The sequence below is a fragment of the Bradyrhizobium sp. AUGA SZCCT0182 genome (assembly GCF_018130185.1).
Taxonomy (GTDB): Bacteria; Pseudomonadota; Alphaproteobacteria; order Rhizobiales; family Xanthobacteraceae; genus Bradyrhizobium.
Genome location: NZ_JAFCLY010000057.1, coordinates 1 through 22485, shown reverse-complemented (window position 1 = coordinate 22485; position 22485 = coordinate 1). Strand labels below are relative to the sequence as shown.

General features: G+C 63.4%; 17 protein-coding genes and 1 pseudogene. 9 read left to right on the top strand and 9 right to left on the bottom strand.

The window, feature by feature from the left end:
* Positions 1-6 precede the first annotated feature (6 nt).
* The 4 genes from JQ611_RS36955 to JQ611_RS36940 are packed head-to-tail and all read left to right on the top strand — an operon-like array spanning position 7 to position 6830.
* Positions 7-1008, top strand: a complete 1002-nt coding sequence (locus tag JQ611_RS36955) for a MoxR family ATPase (protein WP_212033218.1) — start codon at positions 7-9, stop codon at positions 1006-1008.
* The gene (locus JQ611_RS36950) at positions 1008-1952 is read left to right on the top strand and encodes a DUF58 domain-containing protein (protein WP_212262520.1); all 945 of its coding nucleotides are present in this window, start codon (positions 1008-1010) and stop codon (positions 1950-1952) included. The genes JQ611_RS36955 and JQ611_RS36950 overlap by 1 nt, the downstream gene beginning before the upstream one ends.
* Positions 1952-4762 (top strand): DUF4159 domain-containing protein, encoded by a 2811-nt coding sequence (locus tag JQ611_RS36945; protein ID WP_212387896.1) that lies wholly within the window; start codon positions 1952-1954, stop codon positions 4760-4762. The genes JQ611_RS36950 and JQ611_RS36945 overlap by 1 nt, the downstream gene beginning before the upstream one ends.
* 4 nt (positions 4763-4766) lie before the next feature.
* Positions 4767-6830 carry a hypothetical protein gene (locus tag JQ611_RS36940; RefSeq protein ID WP_212468224.1) on the top strand — a complete coding sequence of 688 codons (2064 nt, stop codon included), beginning with the start codon at positions 4767-4769 and terminating at the stop codon, positions 6828-6830.
* Between the two features lie 18 nt (positions 6831-6848).
* Here JQ611_RS36940 and zigA read toward each other — a convergent pair.
* Positions 6849-8052 (bottom strand): annotated as a pseudogene (gene zigA, locus JQ611_RS42610) (zinc metallochaperone GTPase ZigA).
* A 321-nt stretch (positions 8053-8373) separates the two neighbouring features.
* Between zigA and JQ611_RS36930 the strand changes: the two are divergent.
* The gene (locus tag JQ611_RS36930) at positions 8374-8784 is read left to right on the top strand and encodes a DUF2946 family protein (RefSeq protein ID WP_212468223.1); all 411 of its coding nucleotides are present in this window, start codon (positions 8374-8376) and stop codon (positions 8782-8784) included.
* Between the two features lie 107 nt (positions 8785-8891).
* A complete protein-coding gene (locus tag JQ611_RS36925; protein ID WP_212468222.1) occupies positions 8892-11270 on the top strand; it encodes a TonB-dependent receptor in 2379 nt (792 codons plus the stop codon).
* 24 nt (positions 11271-11294) lie between these two features.
* On the opposite strand, the gene JQ611_RS36920 is transcribed toward JQ611_RS36925, so the two are convergent.
* The 4 genes from JQ611_RS36920 to JQ611_RS36905 all read right to left on the bottom strand — a co-directional run bounded on the left by JQ611_RS36920 (position 11295) and on the right by JQ611_RS36905 (position 14558).
* Positions 11295-11807, bottom strand: coding sequence for a GNAT family N-acetyltransferase (locus JQ611_RS36920; protein ID WP_212468221.1), 513 nt, complete (start codon positions 11805-11807; stop codon positions 11295-11297).
* Positions 11808-11870: 63 nt separating this feature from the next.
* A complete protein-coding gene (locus JQ611_RS36915) occupies positions 11871-12806 on the bottom strand; it encodes a glycosyltransferase family 2 protein (protein ID WP_212387607.1) in 936 nt (311 codons plus the stop codon).
* Positions 12803-13993: a hypothetical protein gene (locus JQ611_RS36910; RefSeq protein ID WP_212387604.1), complete on the bottom strand. Its 1191-nt coding sequence runs from the start codon at positions 13991-13993 to the stop codon at positions 12803-12805. Before JQ611_RS36910 ends, JQ611_RS36915 begins: the two co-directional genes overlap by 4 nt.
* Before the next feature lie 76 nt (positions 13994-14069).
* Entirely contained in the window at positions 14070-14558 is a 489-nt protein-coding gene (locus tag JQ611_RS36905; protein ID WP_312012354.1) for an NUDIX domain-containing protein, read from the bottom strand.
* Between the two features lie 115 nt (positions 14559-14673).
* Here JQ611_RS36905 and JQ611_RS36900 point away from each other — a divergent pair, with 115 nt between their 5' ends.
* Positions 14674-15561 (top strand): metallophosphoesterase, encoded by an 888-nt coding sequence (locus tag JQ611_RS36900; RefSeq protein WP_212262537.1) that lies wholly within the window; start codon positions 14674-14676, stop codon positions 15559-15561.
* A gap of 15 nt (positions 15562-15576) precedes the next feature.
* On the opposite strand, the gene JQ611_RS36895 is transcribed toward JQ611_RS36900, so the two are convergent.
* The 4 genes from JQ611_RS36895 to JQ611_RS36880 form a co-directional block, all read right to left on the bottom strand.
* Positions 15577-16299, bottom strand: coding sequence for a hypothetical protein (locus tag JQ611_RS36895; protein ID WP_212468220.1), 723 nt, complete (start codon positions 16297-16299; stop codon positions 15577-15579).
* 22 nt (positions 16300-16321) lie between these two features.
* Positions 16322-16873, bottom strand: coding sequence for a hypothetical protein (locus tag JQ611_RS36890; protein ID WP_212262541.1), 552 nt, complete (start codon positions 16871-16873; stop codon positions 16322-16324).
* Between the two features lie 214 nt (positions 16874-17087).
* A complete protein-coding gene (locus JQ611_RS36885) occupies positions 17088-17294 on the bottom strand; it encodes a hypothetical protein (RefSeq protein WP_212033207.1) in 207 nt (68 codons plus the stop codon).
* A gap of 23 nt (positions 17295-17317) precedes the next feature.
* Complete coding sequence (locus tag JQ611_RS36880) at positions 17318-18955, bottom strand: isocitrate lyase (RefSeq protein ID WP_212262543.1); 1638 nt, start codon at positions 18953-18955, stop codon at positions 17318-17320.
* 220 nt (positions 18956-19175) lie between these two features.
* Here JQ611_RS36880 and JQ611_RS36875 point away from each other — a divergent pair, with 220 nt between their 5' ends.
* The gene (locus tag JQ611_RS36875; protein ID WP_212387595.1) at positions 19176-20621 is read left to right on the top strand and encodes a short-chain fatty acyl-CoA regulator family protein; all 1446 of its coding nucleotides are present in this window, start codon (positions 19176-19178) and stop codon (positions 20619-20621) included.
* Between the two features lie 182 nt (positions 20622-20803).
* On the top strand, positions 20804-22021 hold the full coding sequence (gene sbmA, locus JQ611_RS36870) for a peptide antibiotic transporter SbmA (protein WP_212262547.1): 1218 nt from the start codon (positions 20804-20806) through the stop codon (positions 22019-22021).
* Positions 22022-22485 lie beyond the last annotated feature (464 nt).

The following is a 22485-nucleotide window of genomic DNA, read 5'->3' as shown; positions in this document are numbered from 1 at the left end:
ATGGATATGCCTGGCGCAGATGGTGTCGAAAAGCTCGAGGACGCAATCGTCCGTTCGGCCGAACAAGTCGCCGGCCAGATCAAGGCCGCGAAAGAAGCCATCTCGACCGTCATTTTCGGCCAGGAACGGGTGATCGAAAACACCCTGGTGACGATCCTGTCCGGCGGTCATGCGCTCCTGATCGGCGTCCCGGGCCTCGCCAAGACCAAGCTGGTCGAAACCCTCGGCATCACCCTTGGTCTCGATGCCAAGCGCATCCAGTTCACGCCTGACCTGATGCCGTCTGACATTCTCGGCGCCGAAGTGCTGGACGAGAGCAACTCCGGCAAACGCTCGTTCCGCTTCATCTCGGGCCCGGTATTCGCGCAGCTTCTGATGGCCGACGAAATCAACCGTGCCAGCCCGCGCACCCAGTCGGCCCTGCTGCAAGCCATGCAGGAACAGCACATCACCGTTGCAGGCGCGCGGCACGATCTGCCCAAGCCGTTCCATGTGCTCGCGACCCAGAACCCGCTGGAACAGGAAGGCACCTATCCGCTGCCGGAAGCCCAGCTCGACCGCTTCCTGATGGAAATCGACGTCGACTATCCCGACCGCGACGCCGAGCGCCGCATCCTGTTCGAGACGACAGGCGCGGATGAGACGCTCGCCAAGGCCTCCATGAACGCGGAGATCCTGATCACCGCCCAGCGGCTGGTGCGCCGCCTGCCGGTCGGCGACAGCGTGGTCGAGGCCATTCTTTCGCTGGTGCGGGCCGCGCGTCCCAATCCGGATGGCGAGAGCGAGAAGCTGATCGCCTGGGGCCCCGGTCCGCGCGCCAGCCAGTCGCTGATGCTGGCGGTTCGCGCCCGCGCGCTGCTCGACGGCCGTCTCGCGCCCTCGATCGACGATGTGCTCGACCTCGCCGAACCGGTGCTCAAACACCGCATGGCGCTGACGTTCTCGGCGCGCGCGGAAGGCCGCACCATTCCCGACGTGATCAGGCAATTGAAGACGCGGATTGGTTGATGGCCGCAGAGACCAAGCACGCCAACGGGGAGATCACAGCAATCCGACGTGCCGATGGCGAAAGCCGTACGCTCGCCGCATCGCTGCCGCGTCTCGTGCTTGAAGCCCGCCGCATCGCCGCCAACGTCATTCACGGCCTGCACGGCCGCCGCCGCGCCGGCTCCGGCGAAAGTTTCTGGCAATACCGCCGCTTCGTCTCGGGTGAGCCGTCGCAGAACGTCGACTGGCGCCGCTCGGCGCGTGACGATCATCTCTATGTCCGCGAGCAGGAATGGGAGGCCGCGCACACCGTATGGGTGTGGCCCGACCGCTCGCCGTCGATGGCCTTTGCCTCGAAGCAGGCGCGCGACAGCAAGCTGGAGCGCGGCCTGATCGTGACCTTCGCGCTGGCCGAACTGCTGGTCGCGGGCGGCGAACGCGTCGGCATCCCCGGCCTGATGAACCCGACCGCCAGCCGCAGCGTCATCGACAAGATGGCGCAGGCGATGCTGCATGACGATGCCGCGCGCGCGAGCCTGCCGCCGTCGTTCATCCCGTCGGCGCTGGCCGAGATCGTGGTGCTGTCGGATTTCTGGTCGCCGATGAGCGAAATCCACACCATGCTCGCGGGCCTGTCGGCCTCCGGCGCGCATGGCACGCTGATCCAGATCGTCGATCCCGCCGAAGAGACCTTTCCCTATTCCGGACGCGTCGAGTTCGTCGAACCGGAAAGCGGCGGCGTCATCACCGCCGGCCGTGCCGAGAGCTGGGCCAGCGACTATGTCGCGCGCGTCGCCCTGCATCGCGACGAGATCCGGGGCGAGACCAACAAGCTCGACTGGTTGTTTTCGACCCATACCACCAGCCGCTCCGCGGCCGAGCTATTGTTGTTCCTGCACTCGGGCATGATGGTGAGCAAGGGCGCGGTGCGCTCCTCGACCGTCAAAGCGGGGCGAAGCGCATGATCGCGGGCCTGCCGCTCTCCTTTGCACAACCGCTGCTGCTGCTGGGCCTGTTGTCTCTTCCAGTGCTGTGGTGGCTGCTGCGCGTGATGCCGCCGCGTCCGAGGCGGATCGAGTTTCCGCCGACGCGGTTGCTGTTCGACATCAAGCCCAAGGAAGAAACCCCGTCGCGGACGCCGTGGTGGCTGACGCTGTTGCGCCTGACCGCAGCAGCCCTGGTGATCCTCGCCGCCGCAGGTCCGATCTGGAATCCGCAGACCGCCGCCGGCGGCAGCAGGGCGCCGCTGGTGATCCTGCTCGATGACGGCTGGAGCGCGGCCTCGAGCTGGGAAACGAGGATCAAGGCCGCCGACGAATTGATCGCCAATGCCGACAACGACCGCCGCGGCGTCGCGCTGGTACCATTGTCCGAACCGGCGCGCGACGTCACGCTGATGCCGGGCGGCACGGCCCGCGTCGCACTGCGCCAGCTGGCGCCAAAGCCCTATTCGATCGATCGCGTCGAAACGCTCGCCGCACTCGACCGCTTCCTCAAGACCACCGGCGATGCCGAACTCGCCTGGCTATCCGACGGCGTCGATACCGGACGCGGCGCCGAATTCTTGGAGGCGCTGGCCAAGACGGTCGGCGATCGCACGCTGACGATCTATGAAGGCGGCGCAGCCTCAGCCCTGGCGCTGGTCGCCGCCGAAAACGCCGCGGCGAAGATGACAGTGAAAGTATTGCGCACCAACAGCGGCATTGCCGCCGGCGTGGTGCGTGCGATCGACGCCAAGGGTTCGCCGATCGGTGAAGCCCGTTACGCGTTCGGACCGCAGGACCGCGAAGCCGAAGCCGCGTTCGAACTGCCGGTCGAGTTGCGCAACGATATCTCGCGGCTGGAAATTGCCGGCGAGCGATCCGCCGGCGCCGTGCAGCTGCTCGACAAGCGATGGCGGCGGCGCGCGATCGGCGTCGTCACGGGCGCCACCAGCGACACCGCGCAGCCGCTGCTCGCCTCGACCTTCTATCTCACCCGCGCGCTGTCGCCGTTCGCCGACGTGCGGCTCGGCGACCGCGGCGCACCGCAGCAGGTGATCGGACAGTTTCTCGATCAACGGCTGCCGATGATCGTGCTGGCTGATGTCGGCACGCTGTCACCGGAAATCCGCGAACGCCTCAACGCCTGGATCGACCAGGGCGGCGTGCTGGTGCGTTTCGCAGGTCCCCGCCTCGCTCAGGCCGATGACGATCTGGTGCCGGTCAAACTGCGCCGCGGCGGCCGCAGCCTTGGCGGCAGCCTGACCTGGGAAAAGCCACAGCATATGGCCTCGTTCGCCGCCGACGGCCCGTTCGCGGGCTTGCAGGTACCGAAGGACGTCACCGTCAACCGCCAGGTTCTGGCTGAACCAGATGCCGTGCTGGCAACCAAGAGCTGGGCTTCGCTGGAAGACGGCACGCCGCTGGTGACCGGCGAACATCGCGGCAAGGGCATCCTCAGCCTGTTCCATGTCGGCGCCGACTCGCGCTGGTCCGACCTGCCGATGTCCGGCAGCTTCGTCGAGATGCTGCGTCGGCTGGTCGATACGTCCGGCTACACGCAAAAGCCGGGTGCGGGCGTCGCCGGCGAAGCGACCAATGTCGAGACCGTGGCGCCGCTGCGCACGCTCGATGGCTTTGGCGCATTCGGCCCGCCGCCCTCCACCGCCAAGCCGATGCCGGCCGATTATCGCGACCGCGCCACCGCGGATCATCCGCCGGGTTTCTATGGCGCGGCCGAAGGTCCGATCGCCGTCAACACGCTGGCCTCAGCCGATCGTATCGCAGCACTCGACACGACGTCCCTGCGCGCCCGCCGCGCCAGCTACACCAACGCCGAACCGCGCGATCTGCGCGGCATCCTGTTGTCGTCATCGCTGGCGCTGTTCCTGATCGATGCGATCGTGGTTGCCATGCTCGGCGCGGGACTTGCCGCGCTGTGGCGGCGGCGTGCTGCGCCCGCAGCATTGGTGTTGGCGATGATCCTGGCCGCGACGTCGATCGCGCCCGCCCCGCTCCGCGCCGCCGACAATGACGATTTTGCGATCAAGTCGGTCTCGCAGACGCGCCTCGCTTATGTCGTCACCGGCAATGCCGACGTCGACTCCATCGTCAAGTCAGGCATGTCGGGACTGACGTTGTTTCTCGCCCAGCGCACCGCGCTGGAAGCCGGCGACCCCGTCGGCATCGATCCCGCGCGCGACGAGCTGGCGTTCTTCCCGCTGATCTACTGGCCGGTGGTACCGGGGGCGCCGAAACCGCCGCAGGACGCCATCAACCGCATCGACGCCTATATGAAGCAGGGCGGCACGGTCGTATTCGACACGCGCGACGCCATCGAGGCGCCGCCGGGCGAGAACGGCGCATCGCAGACGCCGGGCATGCGCACCTTGCGCGAGATTCTCTCCTCGCTCGATGTGCCCGAGCTTGAGCCGGTGCCACGCGAGCACGTGCTGACCAAGACGTTTTATCTGCTGCGGGATTTTCCGGGCCGGTTCAACTCGGGCCAGACCTGGGTCGAAACCCTGCCGCGCGAGGATGACGACGAAGCCGCATCGCGGCCCGCGCGCGGCGGCGACGGCGTCTCGCCGATCATCATCACCTCGAACGATCTTGCGGGGGCCTGGGCGATCCGTCCCGACGGCCAGCCGATGCTGCCGCTGACGCCGAGCGAGCCGCGCCAGCGCGAATTCGCCTTCCGCGCCGGCGTCAACATCGTGATGTACACGCTGACCGGCAACTACAAGGCCGACCAGGTGCACGCGCCTGCCCTCATCGAACGGCTGGGGCAATAACGGCATGCAGTACGGCATCGCGTTCACCCCCCTCGTCCCCAGCCTCGTGCTGTGGATCGCGCTGGCCGCGATCGTCGCGATATCCGTGCTGCTGCTGATCGGCCGTGCGCGGGGCGCAGCCGTGCGCGTCACCGCGCTGGCGCTGATCTTGCTCGCGCTCGCCAACCCTTCCTTTACCCGCGAAGACCGTGAGCCGTTGTCGTCGGTGGCCGCCGTGGTCATCGACAAGAGCCCGAGCCAGAATTTTGGCACGCGCAACGAGGAGACAGCGAAGGCGCAGGAAGCGCTGGTCGACAGCCTCAAGAAGGTCAAGGGACTGGAAGTGCGTGTCGTCGACGCCGGACAGGCCGACGGCGAAACCGACGGCACCAAACTGTTCGGCGCGTTGTCGTCGGCGCTGGCGGATGTTCCCGTCGATCGCGTCGCCGGCGCCTTCCTGATCACCGACGGCCGCGTCCATGACATTCCCGCCAACGCCGCGGCGTTGGGCTTCCAGGCGCCTGTGCATGCGCTGGTCACCGGCCGCAAGGACGAGCGCGACCGCCGCGTTGCGATTTCTGCGGCGCCAAGATTTGGCATCGTCGGCCAGCCCCAGACCATCACCTACCGGCTGGACGACCAGGGCGTCACCGGCCAGCGCGCCAGGATTGTGGTGCGCCGCGACGGCGAGGTGATCAACGAACGCACGTTGCAGAGCGGCCAGACCGCCAATGTCGAGATCGACATCAAGCATGCCGGTCCCAATATCGTCGAGATCGAAGCCTCGCCGCTGGAAAACGAGCTGACGCTGGTCAACAACCGCGCCGTGGTCGCGATCGACGGCGTGCGCGACAAATTGCGCGTGCTGCTGGTATCGGGCGAGCCGCATTCCGGCGAACGCACCTGGCGCAACCTTTTGAAGTCCGACGCCAGCGTCGACCTCGTGCATTTCACCATTCTTCGCCCGCCGGAGAAGCAGGACGGTACGCCGATCAACGAGCTGTCGCTGATCGCTTTCCCGACCCGTGAATTGTTCCAGCAGAAGATCAACGAGTTCCAGTTGATCATCTTCGACCGCTACGCCCGCCAGGGCGTGCTGCCGATTCCCTATTTCGAGAATATGGCGCGCTATGTGCGTGCCGGCGGCGCGGTGCTGGTATCCGCCGGACCGGACTACGCCTCGACCAGCAGCATCTGGCGCACGCCTTTGGATTCGGTGCTGCCGGCCGAACCCGTCGGCGTCTCCGAGAAGCCGTTTTATGCACGTCTGAGCGACATCGGTAAACGTCATCCGGTCACGCGCGGCCTCGAAGGCTCCGCCAACGAACCGCCGCGCTGGAGCCGGTTCTTCCGCACCGTGGAGACCCGCAACGCCATCACGCCCCCGGTCATGACCGGCGCCGACGGCAAGCCGCTGCTGCTGCTGTCGCGTTTCGGCGAGGGCCGCGTCGCGCTGCTGCTGTCTGACCATATCTGGCTATGGGCGCGCGGCTATGAAGGCGGCGGCCCGCATCTCGATCTGTTGCGGCGGATGTCGCATTGGCTGATGAAGCAGCCTGATCTGGATGAAGAAGCACTGCGCCTGCAGATCCAGGGCAAGGATCTCGTGGTGTTGCGGCAGACCATGGCCGACAACGTCGCACCCGTAACGGTGACCTCGCCGAGCGGCGCCACGCGCGAATTGACGCTGAGCGCGAGCGATCCCGGCACCTGGCGTTCGACCATACCGGCCAGCGAACTCGGCCTGTGGCAGGCGACCGACGGCACGCTGAAGGCGCTGATCAATGTCGGGCCGACCAACCCGAGGGAATTTTCCGAAGTCACTTCGACGATCGAAATGCTCAAGCCGCTGGCGCAAGCGACCGGCGGCGACGCGCGACGCGTGGTCGACGGGTCAAGCATCGACCTGCCCCGCATCGTGCCGGTGCGCTCCACCAGCATCTTCCGCGGCGACGGCTGGATGGGCGTGAAGATGCGCGACGCCAGCGTCGTCAAGGGCGTCGGCGTGCTGCCGATGTTCGCGGGCCTGATCGGCCTGCTGCTGCTGCTCGGCGCCTTCGCCGCGACGTGGGTCCGCGAGGGGCGCTAGGCGCGGCTGCATAAAAAGCTATGCGGCCTCATCGGCACGTCGCCATCTGGGGAAAGGATCGGGCAGACTAGCCCATTCCTCGATGTGCATGCCGGACTTTCCTGGAACAAGACACGCGTCGAGGCGCGCCGTGATGGCGTCCTGGTCCATGGCGGTGCCGATGAAGACGATCTCCTGCCGGCGATCGCCGTACAGTTCGTTCCAGCTCTTCTTGAGCGACTGCCGCCAGAACGGATCGTCCGGCCAGCGGTCAGCCGGCACGTTGGCCCACCAAAATCCCAGGCCTTCGGTTCGGACAATCGCGCCGGCCTGACTTAATTCACCCAGCCATTGCGGACGCGTGGCGATCCAGAAATGGCCCTTTGCCCGGATGACTCCAGTCCAGCTTTCCCTCAGGAACTGATGGAACTTCGCCGGCTCGAACGGTCGACGCGCACGATAGACGAAGCTGCCGACGCCGTATTGTTCGGTCTCCGGCGTATGGTCGGCAAAGCCATACAGCTCCTTGAACCAGAGCGGATGTTGTTGCGCCCGCTCGAAATCGAAACGCCCGGTGTTGAGAATGCGCTCGAAGGGCGCATTGGCAAAATTGGTCTCCACGATGTCGGCTGTGGGGTTCAACGCGCGGATGATTTTGCGAGCGGCCTCCAACTGTTCATTGGAAGCATCATCGATCTTGTTGAGCACCACCACATCGGCGAATTCGATCTGCTCAACCAGCAGATCCACCATCGTCCGCTTGTCGTCAGCACCGAGCGACTCGCCGCGATCCCGAATGAAGTCGGTCGAGGAATAATCGCGCAGCAGGTTTACCGCATCGACCACCGTCACCATGGTGTCGAGCACCGCCACGTCGGAAAGACTGTCGCCTTCCTCGGTGCGGAAATCGAACGTCGCCGCGACGAGGTTCCGAAATGCCGGTCGATTCGATCAGGAGGTAGTCGAACCGATCGCTCTCGGCGAGCGCGCGAACTTCCTTCAAGAGATCGTCCCGCAGCGTGCAGCAAATGCACCCGTTGGTCATTTCGACCAGCTTTTCATCCGTCCGCGACAGGTTCGCACCGCCATCGCGTACGAGGTCGGCGTCGATGTTGACCTCGCTCATGTCGTTCACAATCACCGCCACTTTCAGGCCATGACGGTTGTTCAGCACATGGTTCAGCAAAGTTGTCTTTCCAGCCCCGAGGAAGCCGGACAAGACCGTGACGGGGAGTTTTCGCATCGAGGTCAAAGAGCCTGTTCAGTTCACGGAATCCCAAACTAGGACGGCGAGGCATGGGATGATCCGCATCTATGTAATGTTATAACATAACAATCTGAACGCGGTTCGGCTGTCAACCAGGAAAATCGAGGGACGCCAGGTGCGCCCAATCGACGATGATCAGCTCGACCCGCATACCGTTGCGTGAATCACACACTCGCTTTGAATTGCGCCGGCACCCGGACCGAGCACGGTTGACCCCGCAGACCACCGCTGATGTTATAATATTACATTGGGACGGCCGAGACACCTTGGCCGGCCCGGGACAAGGCCCCCATCGTCGTGAAGTGGTTCCGGAATAACGTCAAACACGGCTCGCGGCTGGCGCTGCTCGCGCTCGCGATCCAGTTTGCGCTGTCGTTCGGGCATTACCACCCGGTCGCGGCCGCGCCTGCGATCGCGTCCAGCCTGGCGCAGGTGGATCTCGATCATGCGCAGATCCCCGCCGTACCGGAGGCGGCAGGCCAAGCCGTCCAGGCGCAGCCACCGTCCAGTCACGACACCGATCATCCGGCTGAGGCCTGCGCGATCTGCGCCGTCATTTCGCTGGCCAACAACCTTGTATTCCCGGCGCCGCCGCTGTTGCTGCTGCCGCAGGCTATCGAACTTCTGTACCTGACGACCGACGCCGAATTCGCGCATCTGAGTTCGGTCCGCTCGCCGTTCCAGTCCCGCGCGCCTCCCGCCTCCTGACATCGATTGACTGATGCGCCCGAAGGGGATCGCCGCGTGACACGTGGCCGATCCGCCAAGGGATAATCGAATCGATCCGTCGCTTGACGGAATCAGGATCGGGACAAATGACATTCACTAAAAGACGAGCGTTCCACATCGGTGGCGCAAGCTGGCTATTCCTTTGTGCGGTCGGCAGCGGCGCGATGGCCCAGGACGCGGCTTCGCCATCCTCCTCGACACAACTGCCGGAAATCACCGTGACGGCGCCAAGCCCGATCGTGCGGAGAAACGTGACCCCGGCGCGAAAGCCGGCGCGCGTCGCCCGCGGCGTGCCCGGCCGCAATCGCGAGCGCGATAACGAGCCGCAACCGGTCCCCGTCGCCGCCACGCCCCAACAGGGCGTGCTGCCGGTCGTGACTGGTCAGTTCGCAACCGTCACCGTCATGCCCAACGAGGAAATCCGCCGGCAGGGCGGTGGCACGCTCGGCGATCTCCTGTTCTCCAAGCCCGGGATCACCGGCTCGAGCTTTGCACCCGGAGCGTCAAGCCGGCCGATCATCAGGGGCCTCGACGTCAATCGCGTCGGCATCGTCGAGAACGGGATCGGCAGCAACGGCGCTTCGGACCTCGGCGAAGATCACTTCGTGCCGATCGATCCGCTTTCGACCAATCAGATCGAGGTCATCCGCGGTCCGGCAACCCTGCGTTACGGGTCCACGGCGATCGGCGGCGTTGTCAGCGCCACCAACAACCGCATTCCGGACGCCTTGCCCACCTGCGCGGCCCCCCCGTTTCAGACCTATGGGCTTCCGGTGAAGGCCCCGCTCGCCAATGCCGCATCGCCGGGGTGCCTGAACGTCGAGACCCGCACCGCGGTCAATTCGGTCGATCGCGGTGTCGAAGGCGGCATTCTGCTCGACGCCGGCGGCGGCAATTTCGCCATTCATGCCGACGCCTACGGACGAAAGTCGGGCGATTACAGCATTCCGAGCTATCCTTATCTGTTCGACCAGACCCGGCCGGTCGATGGACGCCAGCCGAATTCCTCGGCGCAGGCCACCGGCGCATCGATCGGCGGTTCGTATTTCTTCCATGGCGGATTCATCGGAGCGGCCGTCACGCAGAACGACACGCTCTATCACATACCCGGCATCGACGGCGCCGATCACCAGACCCGGATCGACGCACGTCAAACCAAATTCACGACCAAGGGCGAATACCGGCCGGACGCGGCGGCAATCGATGCGGTGCGTTTCTGGGCGGGCGCCACCGACTATAAGCACAATGAGATCGGCCTCGCCGACCCCGCCGATCTGACGACGCTTGGCGTGCGCCAGACCTTCACCAACAAGGAGCAGGAAGGCCGCGTCGAGGTACAGTTGGCACCGTTCAACGTCCGCTTCGCCGCCCTCACCACGGCTGTCGGCATCCAGGCGTCGCATCAGGAACTCACAGCACCGAGCCCGGATGATATCGGCAGTCCAGTGAACGGCTTGTGGGATCCCAACAAGAACACCAAGGTCGCCGGATACATCTTCAACGAGCTGAAATTCAGCGATGCGACAAAGGCGCAGATTGCCGGGCGTATCGAGCACGCCAACCTGACTGGAACGACGCCGGCTTTCATTCCCGATGAGTTCGACCTCAACGTCGATCCCGGTGCCATTGGCCCCGCCACGCCGCGCAACCTCAACTTCGCGCCGAAGAGCGGGAGTATCGGCCTGATCCAGAATCTTCCATGGAATCTGGTTGCGAGCATCACCGGCCAATATGTCGAGCGCGCCCCCAAACCCGCCGAACTGTTTTCACGCGGCGGTCACGATGCGACCGTCACATTCGATATCGGCAATCCCAATCTGGGTATCGAGACCGCGAAATCCGTCGAAGTCGGTCTGCGACGGGCAACAGGCCCCTTGCGATTTGAAATCACCGGCTATTACACCAAGTTCAACGGCTTCATCTATCGGCGGCTGACCGGCAACACCTGCGAAGACGGTGTGTGCCAGGCGGGCCCGGGCCTCGAACTCAACCAGGCGATCTACTCCCAGCGCGACGCCACCTTCCGCGGCGGCGAATTCCAGTTTCAGTACGATGTGCTGCCGGTCTGGAACGGTCTGTTCGGAATCGAGGGGCAATACGATATTGTCCGCGCGACCTTCGAGGACGGGACCAACGTACCGCGTATTCCGCCGCAGCGGCTCGGAGGCGGCCTGTTCTATCGCGACGCCGATTGGTTGATGCGGGTCAATCTGCTGCACGCCTTCGCGCAGAACGATATCGCCGTGATCGGCGAGACGCCGACGGCGGGATATAATCTGTTGAAGGCCGAGGTCAGTTACAGGACCAAGCTCGATGCGTCCTGGTTCGGCGCGCGGGAAATGACGGTTGGCCTCGTCGGCAACAACCTGTTGAACGAAAACATCCGCAACTCGGTGTCCTACTCCAAGGACGAAGTCCTGATGCCGGGGATCGGGGTGCGGGCGTTTGCGAATTTGAAGTTCTAGCAATCCCGCTGGAGCAGGGCGAGATCAGCGCGCCTTGCTCCAGTCCGGGCGAATGGCACCGGAGACGCCATCGAAGGCGCCGTCGACGAGTTCGGCGACCAGGAGGCGGCTGTAATCGACCGGGCCGGGCATGGTCATCCGCCCCTTCGGCACGGCCTTGAAACCGACACGGCTGTAATAGGCCTCGTCGCCGACCAGAATGACCAGGCGATGGCCCTTTGCCCTGGCATCCGCAAGGGCGCGATCGAGCAGCATGCGTCCGACGCCGCGGCTGCGAAACGGCGGCTCGACCGTCAACGGCCCGAGCATCAAGGCGGGGGTATCGCCGATGCAAACCGGCAACTGGCGCACCGAGCCGACCATCAGCGTACCGATCCGTGCCGTGAACGACAGATCGAGCAGATGATCGACGTGCTCGCGCAACCGGTAGGCACTCAGCACGAAGCGGCCGGGGCCAAAGGTGCGTTCGAGCAGGCGCTCGATCGCCTGCGCGTCCTTTGGCGTTTCGGGCAATATGGTGACGGAAAGTTCGCTCATGGTAAGGCGCGGGATAGCATCTGGCAGCGGCGCGGTCCATTGCCGCCAGCGCTAAACCATGCCTCATTTCTTGTTGATGGCCGGTTGCGACAGATAGGCCAGCAGTTTCATCTCGCGGCGGCCGCGCGTCACCGTATCCAGCACCAGCCCCGACGAAACCGACAGCACCGCCATAATCATCAGCCCCATCGACAATACCGCGGTCGGTAGTCGCGGAACGAGACCTTGCTCGAGATAGGTGATGATGACGGGGATCGCGAGGACGACGGAAATCACCATCAGCAACACGCCGATTGCGGTGAAGAATCGCAGCGGCTTTTCCGAGCGATAGAGTTTCAGGATGGTGCCGAGGATGCGGAAACCGTCGCGCCAGGTGTTCAGCTTGCTGAACGACCCCTCGGGCCGGGCGAAATAGGGTGTCTCGATTTCGGCCACCGGCAGCGCCAGTTCGAGCGCATGCACGCTGAGCTCGGTTTCGATCTCGAAGCCGTCCGACAACACCGGAAACGATTTGACGAAGCGGCGCGAGAACACGCGGTAGCCGGAGAGGATATCCTTGAACGCCTGACCGAACACCATCGAAAGGAATCCGGTCAGCATCCAGTTGCCGGTGCGGTGACCGGGCCGGTAGGCGGCGGCCGATTGATCGACGCGAAAGCCCACTACCATGTCGAGGTGTTCGTTGACCAAGACCTCGATCATGCGTGGGGCGCTGGGGGCGTCGTAGGTCGCGTCGCCGTCGACCAGCACGTAGATGTCGGCATCGATATCGGCAAACATCCGCCGGATGACATGCCCCTTGCCCTGACGGCGTTCGCTGCGCACCTCTGCGCCGGCCGCCCGCGCGAATTCGACGGTGCGATCTCTTGAATTGTTGTCATAGACGAAGATTTCGGCCGCCGGCAGTACTTTGCGAAAATCGGAGACCACGGTCGCGACGGCCGCCTCCTCGTTAAAGCACGGCACCAGAACCGCAACTCGCAACGCTGGTGTCGTCATCGCGGACCTGCCGAATCAGGCCTGACCATGGATCGCCGATGCCGCTTCAGGGCTTTTGCCAGTTGAGGGAAGCCCGGCTCGGCGGCGGCCTCGCCGCGCAGATTGAGCGTTGCGAACAGCAGCGTCCACAGCGTGAGCATGTCGATCGGCATGATGTAATAGGGCGTGAAGATCGGATGCGTCATGAAGAAAATCAGGTTTATCACGAGATTGGCGGCCAACACGATGGCAACCCGCCTCGCACCGCCGCGATTGAAACGCCAGAGCCAGGCGGTCCATGCCGCCGCGATCGCCAGCAAGGTGAACTGCACGTCCCTGAAATACTGCCAGAGGACGCCAGCATCCAGCTCCGGCGGCGTGACGTCCTGTCCGCCATAGGTCGTCGTGAAGGGGCTGCCCGCATTGATCGCATTCGCGATCAGCGTCGGCGCCATCCCGATCAGGAACGCAACGCCGAATGCCGCCCCTTGCAGGAACGTCTCCCTGTTTCGCGCCAGCAGGAATGCGCCGGCCAGATACAGGCAATAGCCCGCCGACAGGAACAGGTTCGGCAGGCGCAAATTCACGGACAGCCCGATCAGCAGCCCCACTAGCGCGAGCAGCACAAGCCGATGCCGCGATCCATCCTTCAACAGCTTCGCGGTGAGCCAGCCCGCGAGCGCGCAGACCATCATGGTCGGCGCTATCGAATAGCTCGCCTTGGTCGGATTGATCATCAGGTAGATAGCTACATCCCCGAAGACGGCCGCCAATGCGAGCGAATACCACGTTGATGCGCAGCTCAACGCGAGCAGTGCGAAACCGGTTACCACGATCGACGCCAGAACATAGAGCGGGATAACCTGGAAGCCTTCGGGGAACAGCGCCAGCGCAAACCCGGTCCCCGGCGGATATTGAATGACGGTTTTTTTCGTCTTCTCCATCCAGACGTGGCAGGGAGCCCGCGTCGCCACGTTCCACTCGGGATAGTCGATCGCCTTCAGCTTGTTGGCGAGATATTGGTCGTCCTCGCGCTTGATGTCGGTGTTGAGCCCGTCCAGGCCGAACAGCTTGAACAGATGCGCCTGCCGCAAATAGCAGATGTCGTCATAGACCCCGCGGCTTTCGCTCCAGCGCGAGATGGTCCAGATGTTGCTCGCCAGCACCACCAGGAAGGCGAAGCCGCAGAGAAGTTTAATCAGTTTCATCCTGTCCGGCCCCGCCTCGACTGCTCCGCTTCTAGGGGCTGTGATGGCGGCACGCAACCGAGCGCGTGCGCAAAAATCAGCGCCAGGTCGCGGTCCGTGCCTTGAAATCCAACACTTCGGCGATCCGAAGGCGCGTACCTCGGGTGGTGTCCGCCGGCAGCGCCGCCGCATCGTAGAACCCGCATTCCACGATTTCGCGGTTGGGCTCCGGCAAGCGGTCCTGCCGGAATTGCCTGACGACATAGACCGCGACGTGGTCGCGGCGGGAGATATGGCCGTTGAAAAACAGACCATGCAACGCCGGCTCGTCGGTCAGCTCGATCCGCCCCTCCTCCATGAGTTCGCGCCGCAATGCTTCGAGGACCGTCTCGCCGACCTCGACCCCGCCGCCCGGCAGATGCCAGCCGGAGATATAACTGTGCCTGACCAGAAACACCCTGTTGCTGCCGTCGAGCACGACGCCGCGGACCCCGAGCGTCATGCCGCGGGCGATCCGCCAGTAAAGATGCATTACCCGCCGCAGCTGCGGCTCGAAGCGTTTTCGAAGATTCTGCAGGGCGGTCACAAATACCTCAAATGGCGGACATGATGTTTGATCCTTGCGCAGATACCGCCGGCTTGCCAATACATTGCAGGGATTCTGGCAAGGATTCTGGCAAGGATTCCTGACGAGGTTGTTGATGGCCGCATTCACGCTGGCGCATTTGTCCGATCCGCACCTGCCGCCGCTGCCGGCGGCACGGCTGCGCGATCTCGCGGGCAAGCGCGCGCTCGGCTATCTCAACTGGACCCGCAACCGCCACAAATACCACCGCCGCGAGGTGCTCGACGCATTGGTCGCCGACATGCAGGTCCAGCAGCCTGACCATATCGCGGTCACCGGCGATCTGGTCAATCTCGCGCTGGAAGCCGAGTTCTCGCCGGCGCAGGCCTGGCTTGAAAGCGTCGGCGCGCCGCAGGAAGTCACGGTGATTCCCGGCAATCACGACGCCTATGTGCGCGCCACCAGGCATCGCTTCGCCGGAACGTTCGGCGACTATCTGCGCGGCGATGCCGGGCCCAACGGCGCGACGTTTCCGTTCGTGCGCCGGCGCGGCCCGCTGGCGCTGATCGGCGTATCCTCCGCGGTGCCGACGCTGCCGCTGATGGCCACCGGCAGGCTCGGGCGGACCCAGCTCGATGGACTGGATAGAATCCTGACGCAATTGTCGTCCGAACAGGCATTCCGGGTGTTGCTGGTCCACCATCCCCTGCATTCGGATTCCCGCATCAAGCGGCTGACGGATTCGCGGCAGCTCCGCGCGCTCTTGAAGCGCCATGGCGTGGAATTGGTGCTGCACGGGCACGACCATATTCATTCGACCATGTGGATCGAAGGCACTGACCGCCAGATTCCCGCGATCGGCGTGCCTTCGGCGTCGGCACTGGCGCACCGGCACTATCCCGCCGCGGCCTATAATTTGTTTTCGATCGAGCGCGACGGCGACCACTGGCGCTGCGTGCAGACCGTGCGCGGCTTTGGCGATGACAATGTCATCCGGCAGTTGGCGCAAGTCAGGTTGTCGTAACCGGTTCAAGCAGGGTTAGTCCCCACCGCCACCGCCGCAACCGCCGCCGCCGCCGCCGCCATCTCCGCCACCACCCCCATCGCTAGCCCCGCCATCGCCGCCATGGCTGGCGTCGCCATCGCCGAAGCCAGACGACGAGCCATCGACCGACGAGTCCGCGAAATCACCACCGCAGTATGCGGTGCCGCTGCCGTTCTTGCGTAACTCCTCGCAGTCGGGATGATAGACAAAGCCGTTGGGGATCTTGAACTTGCTGTCGAGCGCAAATAACAGCGGCAGCCGGCTCGGCCTGACAGGATCGATACTCTCGTACTTGCAGCAGTACCACCAGACCCGCCGCAGGCCCTCGTTGCTCTTGCGATGCTCGCTCAGCACCACCGCCGGGGTGTGATGCAGGAAACCGCCGAACGCGCGGCGGCAAAACGCATCATACTCGCGCGTGTAGAGGATAAACTCGTGCCACAGATCGTCCGCGACTTGCGAGGGCATCGAGACGTAGCGCTTGCCGCTCATGAGATAGGCGAGGAAAAACTGCCGCAGGCCCCGCGACACCAGCGCGCTGTCCTTGCGCTGGAAACCCGGGTGATGCTGCTCCAGCCGCTGAAGCAGTCCCGGCGGCCAACGGAAGGTGCGGATATATTCGGCACGCCTCAGCGTCAGCCATTTGCCGTACAGGCTCGCGGCGATGACCAGGACGATCACCGCCACGATGGCGTTGCCGATGATGATGGCTGGCACGAGGTCCCCTTCAGGCTCCGCGCTAGAGGTTTCGCAGGCTCGCGAACAGCGCGACGCCGAACAGGGCGGCGGCGCCGAGCAGGAAGCCGAACACGAACATCCCGAGGCCGCCACGGCGCTTCGGCGGCTCTTCGGCTGATGGCTCGACCATCGGGGTCGCCACCATCGCATGCTCGCGCTCGATCATGCGGCGCGCGACATAGTCGGTGACGGCATCGACGATGACGGGCACGTCGTGGGATTCGGCGAGCACGATGCGGCCGAAGCGGGTGTCCTGCACGAAGCGGTAGATGCGCTTGTCGCGTCCCATCAGGATATGCGCGACCACGTCGATCCACAGCCGCGGGGTCTCGCCCTGGCTGACGCCGCGGTCGAACAGATCGACCTTTTCGGGGACCTGCGCGAACAAGGGATCGAGCGCCTCGTTCATGATCTCGAGCCGCGCGACTTCAGCATCGCGCAGTTCGACGACGACGCCGGTGCGGTCGGCGGCCTCGATCCGCGCCTTGCGCAGCGCGTCGCGCAGCCGCGTCGGTTGCGGTTCGGTGATGGCGGTACTCTGAACGTCTGACATCTTGCGGCCCGCCTTTGTCCTGAAGGGTTGGCGGGGGTTAACCTAGCAGTAACCATGTTTTGCGCAAAGCTCGTTTGTTCCCAATGACTTAGGTTTTGGTTGAAAAGCCTTGTTTCGGTTGAAAACGGCCGACGGCCCCACCCGGAGATCCGGATGGGGCCGTCCCACCTACGTTTTCCTTGGACGTTTCTTCTAGTCTATCGGCAGCAGCCGCTCAGGCCGAGACGCGGGAGGGCTCTTCGACGATCGAAAAGCGCACGCCGGCCTTGTGACGGTTCTCTTCCGAGACCGCGCGCCAGGCATCCTCTGCCTCTTTGCGGGTCTTGAAAGGTCCCTGTACCTGGGCCGAGCCTTCCACGAGCTTGTGGAAGTTCATCGAGCCGAACTCGCCGCCAATCACCCAGAAATTGCTCTTCGTCATGACTAGTCTCCTGCTTGTTACCGTTAGCCGAACTGGTTCATCGTGTTGTGGGCGCCGCCCGCCTTCAGAGCGGCTTCCCCGGCGAAATATTCCTTGTGCTCGTCACCGATATCGGAGCCGGCCATGTTCTGATGCTTGGCGCAGGCGATACCCTGACGGATCTCCTGGCGCTGAACATTCTTCACATAGCCCAGCATGCCCTGCTCGCCGAAATACTCCCTCGCGAGATTGTCAGTCGACAGAGCTGCCGTGTGATAGGTCGGCAACGTGATCAGATGATGGAAGATGCCGGCGCGCTTGGCTGAATCGGCCTGGAAGGTGCGGATGCGCTCGTCGGCTTCAATACCCAGCGGCGTATCGTCGTATTCCGGCTTCATCAGATCGGCGCGGTTGTACTTGCTGACATCCTTGCCGGCTTCCTTCATCGCGTCGTAGACCTGCCAACGGAAGTTGAGCGTCCAGTTGAACGACGGCGAGTTGTTGTAGGCCAGCTTCGCGTTCGGAACGACCTCGCGAATGCGGTCGACCATCTTGGCGATCTGCTCGATATGCGGCTTCTCGGTCTCGATCCACAACAGGTCGGCGCCGTTCTGCAGCGAGGTGATGCTGTCGAGCACGCAGCGATCTTCGCCCGTGCCGGCACGGAACTGATAGAGGTTGCTGGCAAGCCGCTTCGGACGCATCATCTTGCCGTTGCGGTTGATGATGACATCGCCGTTCCGGGCATTGTCGGCCGTGATTTCCTCGCAATCCAGGAAGCTGTTGTACTGATCGCCGATGTCGCCGGGCTTGTGGCTGACAGCGATCTGCTGCGTGAGACCGGCACCCAGCGAGTCGGTGCGGGTCACGACGATGCCGTCTTCGACGCCGAGTTCAAGGAAGGCATGGCGGCAGGCACGAATTTTCGCCAGGAACACCTCGTGCGGCACAGTCACCTTGCCGTCCTGGTGGCCGCACTGCTTTTCGTCCGAGACCTGATTTTCGATCTGCAGCGCGCACGCACCTGCCTCAATCATCTTCTTTGCGAGCAGGTAGGTCGCCTCCGCATTGCCGAAACCGGCGTCGATGTCGGCGATCACAGGCACGACATGGGTCTGGAAGTTGTCGACCTTTTCGATCAGTTCCTTTTCCTTCGCCTTGTCGCCTGCCTTGCGGGCGGCGTCGATGGCGCGGAAGATATCGTTGAGCTCACGGGAGTCCGCCTGACGAAGGAAGGTGTAGAGCTCTTCGATCAGCGCCGGCACCGAAGTCTTCTCGTGCATCGACTGATCGGGCAGCGGTCCGAACTCGGAACGCAGCGCGGCGATCATCCAGCCGGACAGGTATAGATAGCGGCGATCGGTCCTGCCGCCGAAATGCTTCTTCACCGAGATCAGCTTCTGCTGCGCGATGAAGCCATGCCAGCAACCCAGCGACTGGGTGTACTTGGTAGGATCGGCGTCATAGGCAGCCATATCGCTGCGCATCAGCGCCGCGGTGTACCGGGCGATGTCCAGGCCGGTCCTGAAGCGGTTCTGCAGACGCATGCGCGCCACGGCTTCGGCGGTGACGCCGTTCCAGGTCGGCTGGGTCTCGAGCAGCGCCTTGGCAGCGCCAAGCTCGCTCGCGTAGGAAGCGGGTCCCTTGATCGCCTGGTCGATGCCACGTGGCTGATAGTTCATTTGCTTAATCCTTTCGGTGACGACTAATTTGCGGCATTCATCACTCTTTGCCGTAATCGACATTCATGACAGTGCATTGCAAAACGTACCGAGAGCTAAACGCCAAAATCCTGATTTCGTATAGATAGCTTGATTTTGAATGGTGATGTCATGTAACATCTATACTTGTCACAGATGTCATTTTGTCAATTTTGTCACAAAATCCGTCAGAAAGGCTGACATGGCGAGCGAGTCCGGAAAGAAGCTGTTTGTCGGTCCGCGGTTTCGCCGGATCCGCCAGCAGCTCGGCCTTTCGCAGACCCAGATGGCCGAGGGCCTGGAGATTTCTCCGAGCTATATCAACCTGATAGAGCGCAACCAGCGCCCGGTGACCGCGCAGCTGCTGCTCCGGCTGGCGGAGACCTATGACCTTGATTTGCGCGATCTCGCGACCGCCGACGAGGATCGTTTTTTCGCCGAACTGAACGAGATATTTTCCGATCCGCTGTTCCGGCAAATCGACCTGCCAAAACAGGAACTGCGCGATCTCGCTGAATTGTGCCCCGGTGTGACTCATTCGCTGCAACGGCTGTACGCCGCCTATACCGAGGCCCGCCGCGGCGAAACGCTGGTGGCGGCGCAAATGGCCGACCGGGACGAGGGAACCCGGTTCGAGGCCAATCCGATCGAACGGGTGCGCGACCTGATCGAGGCCAACCGCAATTACTTCCCCGAACTCGAACAGGCCGCGGAAAGCCTGCGCGACGAACTGGGCGTGCCGTCCGAGGAATTGTTTGCGGCCCTCGCCGCGCGATTGCGCGAAAAGCATTCGATCGTCACCCGCATCATGCCTGTCGACGTGATGCGCGAGACGCTGCGACGGTTCGACCGCCATCGCCGGCAGCTGCTGGTCTCCGAACTGGTCGACGGCCCCGGCCGCGCCTTCCAGCTCGCGCTGCAGATCGGGCTTGCCGAATGCAGCGCCAGCATCGATACCATCGTCAACCGCGCCGGCCCGCTCGACGACACGCCGCGAAGGCTCTACCGGATTACGCTGGCGAATTATTTCGCCGCCGCCACCATGATGCCCTATCAGGCGTTTCATTCCGCGGCCGAAGCGCTGAACTACGACGTTCACGTGCTGGCGCAGCGCTTCAACGCCGGTTTCGAGCAGGTCTGCCATCGCCTGACCACGCTGCAGCGGCCGAACGCGCGCGGCGTGCCGTTCTTCCTGCTCCGCGTCGACAATGCCGGCAATGTTTCCAAGCGGTTTTCCTCCGGCACATTTCCGTTCTCGAAATTCGGCGGCACCTGCCCGCTGTGGAACGTGCATTCGACCTTCGACACGCCGGACCGGCTGCTCAAGCAGGTCATCGAATTGCCAGATGGCACCCGTTACTTCTCGATCGCGCAGATGGTGCGCCGGCCGGTGGCGCCGCACCCGCAGCCGCAGCCGCGCTTTGCGATCGGTTTGGGGTGCGAAATCCGCCATGCCGCAAAACTGGTTTATGCCGCCGGCATGGACCTGGAGAAAACCGAGGGTACGCCGATCGGGGTCAACTGCCGGCTCTGCGAGCGCGAAAACTGCAGCCAGCGCGCCGAGCCGCCGATCACGCGCACGCTGATCCTGGATGAGAACACGCGGCGCGTGTCGTCGTTTGCGTTCAGCAATGCGAGAGAGTTGTGAGTGTTTGAGATTTCTGACTGCATGAGATTTTGGGGCTGTCATTCCGGGGCGATGCGAAGCATCGAACTACGATGTGCTATTGCACATCGGAGAATCTCGAGATTCCGGGTCTGGTCCTGCGGACCATCCCGGAATGACGGCCTCCCCAGAGCCACAAATCCTCTGACCTGAGAGACAACCGAATGTTCGTTTCATTCTTCCCCCGCCCGAAAATCTTCTTCATCTCGGCGATCGTCTGGGCCGCGCTGGCGATGACGCTCTGGTACAGTTACGCCAACGAACTGTACGGGTCGTCAGCGCCTGTTGTCGGCGTCTCGACCTTCTGGTCAGTGCGTTCGCTGTGGTTCGATCTGTATTTCTGGGCGTTCGTCGGCATCTTCACAGCCTTCTGGATGTGGTTTTCGCCGCATCCCTGGGCGCTGTGGTCGATCCCGGGCTCGGCGCTGATCCTGTTCGCCACCTATTTCCAGGTCCAGGTCAGCGTCGCCATCAACACGTGGTACGGGCCGTTCTACGATCTGCTCCAGGCCGCGCTTTCGAAATCGAAGCCGGTCACTGTCGAACAGATCTACGGAGAATTTTCGACTTTTGCCGGCATCGCGCTGGTCGCCGTTACCGTCGGCGTACTGACGCGTTTCTTCGTTAGCCATTACATCTTCCGCTGGCGCACCGCGATGAACGATTTTTACATCGCCCACTGGCCGCGCCTGCGCACCATCGAAGGCGCCTCGCAACGCGTCCAGGAAGACACCATGCGGTTTGCGACCATCACCGAAGGCCTCGGCGTCAATTTCATCAGCGCGATCCTGACGCTGATCGCCTTCCTGCCGGTGCTGCTCAGGCTTTCCAGCATTATCACCGAGCTGCCTATCGTCGGTGCGATCCCCTATCCGCTGGTGATCGCCGCGATCGTGTGGTCGATCTTCGGAACCGGTTTGCTGGCGCTGATCGGCATCAAGCTGCCCGGCATCGAGTTCTTCAACCAGCGGGTTGAAGCCGCCTACCGCAAGGAGCTCGTGCTCGGCGAAGACGATCCGGCGCGCGCCGATCCGATGACGCTGAATGAGCTCTTCGTGCACATTCGCAAAAACTATTTCTGGTTCTATTTGAACTACCTGTACTTCAACGTCGGCCGCATCGTCTATTTGCAGACAGACGTCATCTTTCCCTACATCCTGCTGGCGCCGACGATCGTCGCCGGCAAGCTCACGCTGGGTCCGCTGCAGCAGATCCTGAATGCGTTCACTCAGGTGAGAAACTCGTTCCAGATACTGATCAACTCCTGGACCACGATCGTCGACCTGCTCTCGGTCTACAAGCGCCTGCGCGGCTTCGAAGCCATGATCGCCGGCGCCCCGCTGCCCGACATCGAGCACGTGAAGGAGCCCGCGGGGATTTGAGGGAGTTGCCGTCAATATCGCAATCGTCGTCCCGGCCTTGAGCCGGGACCCATACGCCGCGGCAGTCATTGTTGAAGAAGGTCTCTAACGCCAGAGCTTTCACCGATGGGCCGCGGCGTATGGGTCCCGGGTCAAGCCCGGGACGACGGCGGTGTTTGTTGTTGCACCATCATTCACATTCAAACGCAGCTCCACGTTCTCGCGGCGCATTGCGCCCGAGCGTTGCTGGAAACTTCTCGCCCTCATGAAATCAGAGGGCGCAGGGAATGCCGGATGCGCGCTGCACCCGCGGTCTCGTGTGCGAATTGTGCTAAGTAGGCTGCACACGAGCATACAGGGCAGCGGAGAGCATCCGACATTCCCTGCGCAATGGCTTTACGACTTATGACGCGCTCTCCCCGGTGAGACGGCCTCTATTGCCACCGTCGCCCCTCGGAAGCGTTAGCTCCCGAAAGGCTTGACGC

Excerpts from the sequence above, each read along its gene's own strand:
- JQ611_RS36955 (WP_212033218.1), top strand. The coding sequence starts at position 7 with ATGCCTGGCGCAGATGGTGTCGAAAAGCTCGAGGACGCAATCGTCCGT.
- JQ611_RS36950 (WP_212262520.1), top strand. The coding sequence starts at position 1,008 with ATGGCCGCAGAGACCAAGCACGCCAACGGGGAGATCACAGCAATCCGA.
- JQ611_RS36940 (WP_212468224.1), top strand. The coding sequence starts at position 4,767 with ATGCAGTACGGCATCGCGTTCACCCCCCTCGTCCCCAGCCTCGTGCTG.
- JQ611_RS36925 (WP_212468222.1), top strand. The coding sequence starts at position 8,892 with ATGACATTCACTAAAAGACGAGCGTTCCACATCGGTGGCGCAAGCTGG.
- JQ611_RS36920 (WP_212468221.1), bottom strand. The coding sequence starts at position 11,807 with ATGAGCGAACTTTCCGTCACCATATTGCCCGAAACGCCAAAGGACGCG.
- JQ611_RS36915 (WP_212387607.1), bottom strand. The coding sequence starts at position 12,806 with ATGACGACACCAGCGTTGCGAGTTGCGGTTCTGGTGCCGTGCTTTAAC.
- JQ611_RS36910 (WP_212387604.1), bottom strand. The coding sequence starts at position 13,993 with ATGAAACTGATTAAACTTCTCTGCGGCTTCGCCTTCCTGGTGGTGCTG.
- JQ611_RS36900 (WP_212262537.1), top strand. The coding sequence starts at position 14,674 with ATGGCCGCATTCACGCTGGCGCATTTGTCCGATCCGCACCTGCCGCCG.
- JQ611_RS36890 (WP_212262541.1), bottom strand. The coding sequence starts at position 16,873 with ATGTCAGACGTTCAGAGTACCGCCATCACCGAACCGCAACCGACGCGG.
- JQ611_RS36885 (WP_212033207.1), bottom strand. The coding sequence starts at position 17,294 with ATGACGAAGAGCAATTTCTGGGTGATTGGCGGCGAGTTCGGCTCGATG.
- JQ611_RS36880 (WP_212262543.1), bottom strand. The coding sequence starts at position 18,955 with ATGAACTATCAGCCACGTGGCATCGACCAGGCGATCAAGGGACCCGCT.
- JQ611_RS36875 (WP_212387595.1), top strand. The coding sequence starts at position 19,176 with ATGGCGAGCGAGTCCGGAAAGAAGCTGTTTGTCGGTCCGCGGTTTCGC.
- sbmA (WP_212262547.1), top strand. The coding sequence starts at position 20,804 with ATGTTCGTTTCATTCTTCCCCCGCCCGAAAATCTTCTTCATCTCGGCG.